This window comes from Bartonella saheliensis (genome assembly GCF_902162175.1).
This window is the reverse complement of sequence record NZ_LR607249.1, coordinates 1-7388: the sequence shown is the minus strand read 5'-3', so window position 1 is coordinate 7388 and position 7388 is coordinate 1. Positions and strand designations below refer to the sequence as shown.

Annotated in this window: 8 protein-coding genes; 4 read left to right on the top strand and 4 right to left on the bottom strand. The window is 40.1% G+C overall.

Annotated elements, in window-relative coordinates; genetic code table 11:
- Nucleotides 1-869 (top strand): ribose-phosphate pyrophosphokinase (locus FS875_RS08960; protein ID WP_144755848.1); only part of this gene is annotated, 869 nt, incomplete at its 5' end.
- Here FS875_RS08960 and FS875_RS08955 read toward each other — a convergent pair.
- Nucleotides 866-2365, bottom strand: coding sequence for a helicase HerA domain-containing protein (locus FS875_RS08955; protein WP_144755846.1), 1500 nt, complete (start codon nt 2363-2365; stop codon nt 866-868). The two genes, FS875_RS08960 and FS875_RS08955, sit on opposite strands and share 4 nt — an antisense overlap.
- A gap of 275 nt (nt 2366-2640) precedes the next feature.
- Here FS875_RS08955 and FS875_RS08950 point away from each other — a divergent pair, with 275 nt between their 5' ends.
- On the top strand, nt 2641-3261 hold the full coding sequence (locus tag FS875_RS08950; protein WP_144755843.1) for a 50S ribosomal protein L25/general stress protein Ctc: 621 nt from the start codon (nt 2641-2643) through the stop codon (nt 3259-3261).
- A 93-nt stretch (nt 3262-3354) separates the two neighbouring features.
- Nucleotides 3355-3933, top strand: coding sequence for an aminoacyl-tRNA hydrolase (pth, locus tag FS875_RS08945; RefSeq protein WP_144755840.1), 579 nt, complete (start codon nt 3355-3357; stop codon nt 3931-3933).
- A 289-nt stretch (nt 3934-4222) separates the two neighbouring features.
- Here pth and FS875_RS08940 read toward each other — a convergent pair whose 3' ends face one another.
- Nucleotides 4223-4966: a L,D-transpeptidase gene (locus FS875_RS08940; protein WP_144755837.1), complete on the bottom strand. Its 744-nt coding sequence runs from the start codon at nt 4964-4966 to the stop codon at nt 4223-4225.
- A gap of 262 nt (nt 4967-5228) precedes the next feature.
- On the opposite strand from FS875_RS08940, the gene ychF reads away from it, so the two are divergent.
- A complete protein-coding gene (gene ychF, locus FS875_RS08935; RefSeq protein ID WP_144755834.1) occupies nt 5229-6332 on the top strand; it encodes a redox-regulated ATPase YchF in 1104 nt (367 codons plus the stop codon).
- Nucleotides 6333-6652: 320 nt separating this feature from the next.
- Here the strand turns inward: ychF and FS875_RS08930 are convergent, their stop codons facing one another.
- Nucleotides 6653-7093 carry a PRC-barrel domain-containing protein gene (locus tag FS875_RS08930; protein WP_144755831.1) on the bottom strand — a complete coding sequence of 147 codons (441 nt, stop codon included), beginning with the start codon at nt 7091-7093 and terminating at the stop codon, nt 6653-6655.
- Between the two features lie 137 nt (nt 7094-7230).
- Nucleotides 7231-7388, bottom strand: a 158-nt coding sequence (locus tag FS875_RS08925; RefSeq protein WP_246067893.1) for a cytochrome c1, incomplete at its 5' end; no start/stop codon positions are given.

Below are 7388 nucleotides of genomic sequence, written 5' to 3'. Positions count from 1 at the left end.
TTCCCTTAGGCAAAGCAACCGTAAAACGCTTTGCTGATCAAGAAATTTTTGTAGAATTACATGAAAATGTACGTGGACAAGATGTGTTTGTTTTACAATCCACATCCTATCCAGCCAACGATCATTTAATGGAATTGCTCATTATGATTGATGCGCTTCGCCGCTCTTCGGCGCGTCGGATTACAGCCGTCATCCCCTATTTTGGTTACGCGCGCCAAGATCGTAAACCTGGACCACGTACCCCCATTTCCGCAAAACTTGTTGCCAACCTGATTACCGAAGCAGGAGCCCACCGCGTTTTAACATTGGATCTTCATGCCGGACAAATTCAGGGCTTTTTTGATATTCCCACAGATAATCTCTATGCTGTTCCAGTTATTTCTCGCGATGTCAAAATGCATTACTCGCTTGAAAATGTTATTGTTGTTTCTCCTGATGTTGGAGGAGTGGTACGCGCCCGTTCGCTTGCCAAGCGCTTAAATAGTTTGCTGGCTATTGTTGATAAACGTCGGGAACGCCCTGGTGAATCAGAGGTTATGAATATTATCGGAGATGTCTCTGGAAAAGATTGTCTTTTGCTTGATGATATTGTTGATTCCGGTGGAACACTATGCAATGCAGCAAGTGCTCTCCTCAAACACGGTGCCAATAGTGTTACAGCTTACATCACACACGGCGTTCTTTCTGGAAATGCTATTGAGCGTATCACCAACTCAGAGATGAAAGAATTGGTTATTACAGATTCGATTATGCCAACAGAAGCAATTGAGAAGGCGTATAATATTCGCGTTTTACCGATTGCCGATCTGATTGGCGAAGCAATCGCCAGAACAGCAGCAGAACAATCTGTCTCAAGTTTATTCGGTTAAACAGGTTCTTTGGGATCTCCTGGTGCTGTTTTCACACCAAGATCAGGGAAAGCTATAATGCGTTGGCCATTAAAATGTGTATGGATAACAATAAAGCCGCGTTCTTCAAAATAGCTTAAGAGTCGGCGTGCACGGCTTAGCGAATGGGTTCCGTAAAGACGCGCTAAAAATGCATCTGATGGGCAAGGTTTTTCTTTCAAAGCAGCCTGTGCCACATGCAAAAAGACACCTTGAACATCATCTTCTAAACTTTCTGATAGTTGCAAAAGGCGTTTCCAATTTTCACTCACAGCGGTTTCTTCATCAACACAAGCTTGAGCAACAGCCAATTTACGTCGAAATTGTGAAAGATTCAAAGGGTCTCCTGAAAGTCCATGAATACGACAACGCACCAAGAAATCTTGATAAAGCACCGCTGTAGAACGATAAAAAGCCTCAGGATCATCAAGAATTTCCCGAATAACACGTTCTACTTGTCTCTCTCTCTCTACAACAGAAAGCTCCGGAAATAAGCTTGGGCTTTCTTCCAATAACTCTTGTTTTTTATGTACAGCTTCTTCTAACATTTCATGAATTGATTTTTCCCGCACCGGCTCTCGTGATTGTTTACAGGGAATTAAAATTTCTTCCGGTGCAGCAGTAAAAACCAGTTCTTTTGCATCCATTCGCTCTGTTGGCAGAGGCATTAATTTGGGACTAGAAGAACGTGCTAATGTTTCAACAGGACCAATAATAATCCGCAAAGAACGTCGTGATAAAGCAGGTCCTAAAGCTATAAAATGACCCCGTTCAAGATCTCTAAACATTTCTGCTTGACGACGTTCCATTCCCAAAAGATCAGCAGCACGCACCATATCAATATCTAAAAAAGTCCGCCCCATTAAAAAATTGGATGCTTCAGCAGCAACATTTTTAGCAAGCTTAGCCAAACGCTGTGTAGCGATAACACCAGCAAGCCCTCGTTTTCGCCCTCGACACATAAGATTTGTCATAGCGCTAAGCGAAATTTTACGCGCTTCATCAGAAACTTCTCCCGCTGCCGCTGGAGCAAACAATTGTGCTTCATCAACCACCACAAGCATAGGATACCAATAATCACGTTCCACATCAAATAACGCACCAAGAAAAGCCCCCACAGCACGCATCTGCTGTTCCGTATCTAAACCTTCAAGATTGAACACCACCGAAACCCGATGTTGACGAATGCGATGAGCAATACGCGTCAATTCTAGTTCGCTGCGTTGCGCCTCAACAATAACATGACCAAATTTATCTGCCAAAGTGACAAAATCGCCCTCTGGATCAATCACACAATGTTGCACCCATGGAGCACTTTGTTCAAGCAAACGTCGTAGAAGATGTGATTTCCCTGAACCTGAATTGCCTTGTACCAAAAGACGTGTTGCCAATAATTCTTCCAAATCAATACATGCTGATACGGATTTACGCAAAGCATTACATTCTGCCGTCTCACCCAAGGCGATTTCAACTTTCATAACATCTCCAGTATTTGCTTTTGAATATATCGGCTGATATTTATTCTAAACCACGTTTGTAACATTTCCTTTTTCTCAACGGTAGAAATCATCGATTTTTCCCACAACTCTTGCATCTGCGCAGAGTTTGAATTATAGAGAAGTCTTCTGCGTAGACACCCTTGGAGGCAGCGCAGAATGGAGCAATCGCTATGAGTTAGCGCATATCTTCATATTCATACAAAAACTGTTGTTGGTTTTTGATGGATCTCCAATCATGTAAAAGGACTTAAATTATGAGCAAAAGCTACACTCTTAAGGCCGAAATACGCGAGCGGGTTGGTAAGGGGTCCTCCCGTGAACTTCGCCGTAACGGTCTTATACCTGCTGTCATTTATGGTGAAAAACAACCACCTTTGGCAATTACAGTTCCCTATAAAGAAATTTTTTACAAAATTCACGCTGGCGGATTTCGTACCACCGTTGCAACAATTGCAATTGGTAAAGAAAAAATCATGGTTCTCCCAAAAGATTATCAATTAGACCCCGTACGTGATTTTCCCCTCCATGTAGACTTTCTTCGTATTTCGGCAAAATCCGTTGTGGAAGTAAATATCCCCGTACACTTCCTCAATGAAGATACAGCTCCTGGCCTTAAAAAGGGAGGCGTCCTCAATATTGTTCGCCATGAAATTGAATGTACTGCTCCAGCAAATGCTATCCCTGAAGCGATTGAAATTGACCTCTCCAGCTATTCTATTGGTGATTCTATCCATATTTCAGCAGTACAATTGCCAAAAGATGTGACACCAGTCATTCAAGATCGAGACTTTACCATTGCAACCATTGCAGCGCCTGCTGGCATGGGTGTCAGTGATGAAAGTTCCGAACAAGAAAATGAAACTGACGAAAACTAATAAGTTTCACAAGGCGGGAACTTTTCCCGCCTTAACCTCTGCCCTAATCTATAGAGGTGTTTACAAACCCCTCACACTTTACTGAAGGTGCACATGTGGCTTATTGCTGGTCTTGGCAATCCTGGTTCACAATACCAAAACAACCGTCATAATATCGGTTTCATGGCTATTGACGCCATTTATCAGTCTTTGTCTTTTTCTCCATGGTCAAAAAAGTTTCAAGCAGAAATCTCTAGCGGTTTCATAAATAGTGAGAAGATTTTTCTTATTAAACCGCAAACCTTTATGAATCTCTCCGGCCAAGCCATTGGCGAAGCCTTGCGATTTTATAAATTAGATGTGAAGAATCTGATTATCATTTATGATGAATTAGACTTACCACCAGGAGAGGTTCGTGTAAAAACCGGTGGAGGAAATAACGGACATAACGGTATAAAATCTATCGATGCCCATTGCGGTATTGACTACTGCCGTGTACGCTTAGGAATTGGGCGCCCTAATTCTAAAGAGCTTGTCCATCAGTACGTCTTGGGAAATTTCACAAAATCTGACCAAGAATGGTTACCTTCCCTCTTAGAGGCAATTGCAAAAAATATCGCTCTTCTTATAAAAGGTGATAAAGGTGCCTTTATCAAGGGAATCTCACAAATCATGAGCAATAAAAGTCTATAATAACAGCTCCTTATCCATCAAACAGAATAACACAACATTGCTTTGTACAGTTCTGCTGCATCCTCCCTCCTTTAAGAAAAGGAGAGAAGCAAACAAAAAATAATCACATTCTCTTTTAAGTATCAAAGATTTATTGAGATGAAAAGTTAACTTTATGATATACGCTTATACTGTTCACTTAAAGCCTTAGAAATCTTCCCACCAATTTCACAATATCACGATATGTAAACCAACAGGAGTACAATCCATAAAGATTCAATGACATTTCAATTAAAATAGCTCTTGAAAATTAAAACAATTTACTAGGATTAATGGTGGACTCTAGGGGATCATACACATTGGCTTGTTGGCTTAACACACGAGGTGCACTGGCATTGTTTTGCAGCACCACCACACGCGAACCAACCGGAACACGATCATAAAGGTCAATAATATCCTGATTCAGCAAACGAATACACCCACTTGAAATAGCACGACCAATCGACCACGATTCATGCGAGCCATGGATACGGAAGAGCGTATCCTGTCCATTTTTGAAAAGATAAAGTGCACGTGCTCCCAATGGATTATCAGCTCCTGGTGGCATTCCTTTCCCCAAATGCCCATAACGTTCTGGTTCTCTGGCCATCATTGCTGCTGTAGGAACCCAACTTGGCCATCGACGCTTGCGTTGTATAATTCCCTCACCTTCAAATGCTAACCCTTCCTTACCAACTCCAATGCCGTAACGCAAAGCGCTTCCATTTTCACCAATAAGATAAAGAAAACATTCCTGCGTATCGACAACCAGTGTTCCAGGAGGATAAGAAGTATAATAAATCACTCTTTGTCGCCAAAATTTTGGATCAATTGTTGCAAGATCAATAGCAGGCAATAAGTAAGGCTCATTTGTTATAGGACCATACAAGGCCTGCATTTCTGCTGGAATGTGTCGAACTTGTTGAGAAGTAACAGACAACATATTTGACTGACGCGTAGCACATCCAACCAAAGCCAAAGGTGCTGCAATTAAAAAGGCACGACGAGATAACACTCTCTATTTTCTCCAATTAATTCTTATGCAGATTTGCATACTATGAAAAACTTAGCACATTGTTAATGTTAATTTAAAATTCTCCCATCATGAAGATAGAAGACTTTTAAATATGATGGAAAAAAGGCAAATTATTTTTTTCACCATAGACTTTTTCCTTACCTACAGCAACAAGAGACTATAACTCTTTTCAAAATATGCTATAAAAACGCTAAACAAGCGTTATCTTAACCATACAATCAACAGAAAAGAAGACAAACTCATGGGTTTTAAATGCGGTATTGTGGGATTGCCGAATGTAGGTAAATCCACCCTTTTTAATGCACTCACAAAAACAGCCACAGCACAAGCTGCCAATTATCCTTTTTGTACAATCGAACCCAATACCGGTGAAGTTGCTGTGCCAGATTTGCGGATGGAGAAAATTGCCTCCATCGCTGGTTCAAAAGAAATCATTCCCACACGCATCAGTTTTGTCGACATTGCTGGACTTGTGCGCGGCGCTTCAAAAGGGGAAGGTTTAGGCAATAAATTTTTAGCCAATATCCGTGAAGTTGATGCCATTATTCATGTTTTACGCTGTTTTCAAGATGATGATATTACCCATGTAGAAGGACGCATTGATCCCCTTTCTGATGCCACAACTGTTGAAACAGAACTTATGCTTGCGGATCTTGAAAGTTTGGAGCGACGAATCATACAAATTCGCAAACGTGCCACTGGAAAAGATAAAGAAGCTCTTACTATTCTACCCGTTATGGAAGCAGCCTTAAATTTACTACAAAAAGGAAATCCTGTTCGATTATTGCTTAAAGATATCTCTTCCGAAGAACGCCGCATCCTTGAGAGTTTAAATCTTCTCACTTCTAAACCCGTCCTCTATGTATGCAATGTAAGTGAAAATGACGCTGCTCATGGAAATAACTTGACACAAATGGTCGAAAAGATGGCAACAGAGCAAAATGCTCAAAGCATTATCATTTCTGCTTCTATCGAAGCTGAAATCACGCAACTTAATGAGACGGAAGCTTTAGAATATCTTAATGCCCTAGAGCTCTTTGAACCAAGTCTAAACCGCCTTATTCGTGCTGGCTATTCTTTACTGGATCTCATTACTTATTTCACCTGTGGTCCGAAGGAAACACGTGCATGGACGATCAGACGTGGCACAAAAGCCCCCCAAGCAGCCGGTGTTATCCATTCAGATTTCGAACGTGGTTTTATTCGCGCTCAAACCATTAGCTACGAAGATTATATTACCTTAGGAGGAGAAAACGGTGCAAAAGAAGCAGGGAAAGCCCGTGATGAAGGTAAAGAATATATTGTGCAAGACGGCGATATTATGTTGTTTAAACATAATACTTAAAGAGTCGCTCTCTCTTAATATTTTGTGCCTTTTAAGCAAATTAAAGAGTAGGGATAGGGTTTACAAATATCCCTTCTAGAAAGCTTTAAGAAGCAAATATTCTGTTGAAAGTATTTTTAAGCTGAAACGTATAGAGTATTTTTCTTTCAAACAGATTGAAATTATTAAGATCTAATCTCAATTTTCCTTTGAGTTCTTAAAAAAACAAAAAGAGCTTCTTGCCTAAAGTTTTTACATTTCTCAAACGCTCTGTATAAAAAACAGTGCCATCACATGTTATGACAGCAACTGTTCTAATCATAGACAATGGAAACACGAAATTAGCGAGCCCAACGTCCTTCGTATTTAAATGTTGGAGCGTCCTTTAAAGAATCTTTTGTTGCATTCGTAATAAGTTTCCACTTACCATAATCATTTGTCATCTGAATTGTTTCTGGAGAAACAACCACATAACTCTCCCCTATACCAAGGAAACCACCAACAGCAACCACAAACCCTGCAATATTATTTTCACGCAAAATAATATCTTTTACTTCACCAATATTTTCATTTTCTATATTGTATACATTTGCACCAATAAGACTTGAAGCAACAAAATCCGTTGCTAAAGGTGTAACATAACGCACAGACATATCTGATCCCACCTGAACAATACCTGTAGAAGAAATCATTTCAGGTTTAGAAGGGACTTCGAAAGACTGAGCATAAGTACTAGAAGCCATCAAAACTGATATAAGAGCAGTATAGGCAATTTTCTTCATTTTAACATCTCCGTTTTTACTTTGCTTTTACTTTATAAAGTGTCAATGCATCATAATCAGAATTGTTCCCTACACTCTTTATACTCTTTCAAGACCAGTTCCTATAATTTTTTCTGCTAGACTTTTACCTTCTCCTTTCATTTTTTTTCTAAACCACGCCAGAGATGAGCTTTTAAAATATAAACAAGCCCTCCAAAAAGGATCAAAAATAAGATAACACGAAAACCAGTTTTTTTACGAATTTCCATATGAGGATCAGCAGCCCACATTAAAAAAGCAGAAACATCACGTGCAT

Bases quoted from the DNA above. Each gene is read 5' to 3' on its own strand.
- FS875_RS08930 (WP_144755831.1), bottom strand. From the start codon at position 7,093: ATGAAGAAAATTGCCTATACTGCTCTTATATCAGTTTTGATGGCTTCT.
- FS875_RS08950 (WP_144755843.1), top strand. From the start codon at position 2,641: ATGAGCAAAAGCTACACTCTTAAGGCCGAAATACGCGAGCGGGTTGGT.
- pth (WP_144755840.1), top strand. From the start codon at position 3,355: ATGTGGCTTATTGCTGGTCTTGGCAATCCTGGTTCACAATACCAAAAC.
- FS875_RS08955 (WP_144755846.1), bottom strand. From the start codon at position 2,365: ATGAAAGTTGAAATCGCCTTGGGTGAGACGGCAGAATGTAATGCTTTG.
- ychF (WP_144755834.1), top strand. From the start codon at position 5,229: ATGGGTTTTAAATGCGGTATTGTGGGATTGCCGAATGTAGGTAAATCC.